2 protein-coding genes and 1 pseudogene are annotated in these 2,183 nt (G+C 61.8%); 2 read left to right on the plus strand and 1 reads right to left on the minus strand.

Features of this window, described 5'->3' with window-relative positions:
* Positions 1–87: 87 nt before the first annotated feature.
* On the minus strand, positions 88–1,287 hold the full coding sequence (locus EN969_RS27855) for a winged helix-turn-helix domain-containing protein (RefSeq protein WP_063168239.1): 1,200 nt from the start codon (positions 1,285–1,287) through the stop codon (positions 88–90).
* Between the two features lie 331 nt (positions 1,288–1,618).
* On the opposite strand from EN969_RS27855, the gene EN969_RS27860 reads away from it, so the two are divergent.
* Together EN969_RS27860 and EN969_RS27865 are read left to right on the plus strand one after the other, a co-directional pair.
* Complete coding sequence (locus EN969_RS27860; RefSeq protein ID WP_010910112.1) at positions 1,619–1,984, plus strand: NADH-quinone oxidoreductase subunit A; 366 nt, start codon at positions 1,619–1,621, stop codon at positions 1,982–1,984.
* Positions 1,975–2,183, plus strand: a pseudogene (locus EN969_RS27865) (NADH-quinone oxidoreductase subunit B); the annotation flags it as partial. The gene EN969_RS27860 and the pseudogene EN969_RS27865, both read left to right, overlap by 10 nt.

Below are 2,183 nucleotides of genomic sequence, written 5' to 3' on the forward strand. Positions count from 1 at the left end.
GCATTCCCTCTTAGCCCTTGCCGTTGCGGGCAAGGGACCATCTGGAACCGGATTTAGGCTTTTGCGGGCGGCGGTGTCAACGCGAGCTTACGACACGGCTATGTCGGCCAGCGCCGCGCCCAAATCGCCGGCAGGCGTCACTTCGATGCGTTCGAGCCCGAGCCAACCTTGCATCTGCTTCAATTCCTCGAACAGCTCCGCAGCGGTTTCAGGCGGCGCACCGGGCTCGGCATAGGCCGCATGGACCCGCAGTATGCTGGCCGGGCGATCGGCCTTGAGGTCGACGCGTGCCACGATCCTGTCGCCGAGCAGGAACGGCAGGACATAATAGCCATACTGCCGCTTGTCGGCAGGTGTGTAGATCTCGATGCGGTAGTGGAAATCGAACAGCCGCTCGGTGCGCGAGCGCTCGAAGACGACCGGATCGAAGGGTGCCAGCAAGGCGCGGGCCTCGACTTTGCGCGGCAGACGGGCGTCCCGGTGAAGATAGGCCGGCTTGTCCCAGCCTTCGACACGCACCGGCAGCAACTCGCCCGTTTCAACCAGTTCCTCCAACCGGCCTTTCATATCGGCCGGCGACAGGCGGAAATAGTCGCGCAAATCGCTTGAAGTCGCCACGCCGTGGGCGCGGGCGGAAATGCGCAGCAATTCGCGGTGCGCGTCCTCAGGCGTCGGCACCGGCAGATCGAGGATCGCCTGCGGCAGCACGCGCTCGGGCAGGTCATAGAAGCGCTCGAAACCGCGGCGGTGCGCCGTGGTGATGCGGCCGGCCCAGAACAGCCATTCGAAGGCGTGTTTGGCATCGCTCCAGCCCCACCAGCCGCCCGAACCTTTCTGGCCCTCCAGCGCGGAAGCGGCGATCGGGCCGCGCTCGGCGACCTCGCGGTAGATCTCTTCGATGTAGGCGGCGTGCTCGCGGCCCCATTTGGCGAGACCCAGATACATTTCCTCGCCCCGCTCGGCGCGCTGCATGCGCCAGCGCATCAGCGGGTATGTCTCGACCGGCAGGAAGGACGCCTCGTGCGCCCAGTATTCGAAAACCGTGCGCTTACGCGTCACGGCCGCGTTGTCGAGCAGCGAGAACGGGTAGGGGCCAAGGCGCGAATAGAGCGGCATATAATGAGCGCGCACCACCGCGCTGACGGAATCGATCTGCAACAGGCCGGTGCGGGAGAGCGTGCGGGCAAAATGCCGGCGGTCGGGCGTGCCGGTCGGGCGAGGATCGAGGAACCCTTGGGCGGCAAGGGCGATGCGCCGGGCCATCGGGAGCGAGATCTTTTCCTTCATGCAGGTATCACTTTGACGTGTTTTGACCGAGGGTCGAATGGCTGATTCCAACCCATGCTAGCAGGGTTTTGGCAGCATTCATGTCAGGAGAGAAAAGTGGAGTAAAAAGCGAAGGAAATCAAACAGGAGCGGATCGGACCAGTTTGCCGCGATATGCCGTCCAGGTCGATGTTTTGAACAAGGTTTGACTTGCTTCGCTGGAAGTGCTGCGCTAACCCTCGCCGCGTTGCAGCATAGGCCCTTAAAACGGTTCAGCGGTTAAACTGTCACGCTTCCGCATTAGGGTCCGGTGCTGTAATCAACGTGGATTGGCGCCAACGGAAAGCCGAGCATGAACGCACTCTTGAGCTCATACCTGCCCATCGTCCTGTTCATAGGCGTGGCGCTGGTTGTCGGCCTGGCGCTGCTGGCCGCGCCCTTCCTGGTGGCCTACCGCAATCCCGATCCCGAAAAGCTTTCCGCCTACGAGTGCGGTTTCAACTCGTTCGACGACGCCCGCATGAAGTTCGACATCCGTTTCTACCTGGTGTCGATCCTGTTCATCATCTTCGACCTGGAAGTAGCCTTCCTGTTTCCGTGGGCGGTGTCGTTTTCGAAGATCGGCATGCTCGGTTTCTGGTCGATGATGGTTTTTTTGGCGGTGCTGACCATCGGCTTTGCCTATGAATGGAAAAAAGGAGCGCTGGAATGGGATTGAACGACAGTTCAGGCACCCTCGTCGCGCCGAAGCCCAAGGGCATCATCGATCCCAACACCGGCAGGCCGGTGGGGGAGGACGATCCCTTCTTCCTCGAGATCAACAACGAGTTGGCCGACAAGGGCTTTCTGGTCACTTCGACCGAGGCGCTCATCACCTGGGCGCGCAGCGGGTCGCTGATGTTCATGACGTTCGGCCT

Source organism: Mesorhizobium sp. M7A.F.Ca.CA.003.01.2.1 (genome assembly GCF_003998945.1).
Classification (GTDB): Bacteria; Pseudomonadota; Alphaproteobacteria; order Rhizobiales; family Rhizobiaceae; genus Mesorhizobium; species Mesorhizobium ciceri.

What these genes read in the sequence shown, in the direction of transcription:
- EN969_RS27860 (WP_010910112.1), top strand. Translation starts at nt 1,619, where the DNA reads ATGAACGCACTCTTGAGCTCATACCTGCCCATCGTCCTGTTCATAGGC.
- EN969_RS27855 (WP_063168239.1), bottom strand. Translation starts at nt 1,287, where the DNA reads ATGAAGGAAAAGATCTCGCTCCCGATGGCCCGGCGCATCGCCCTTGCC.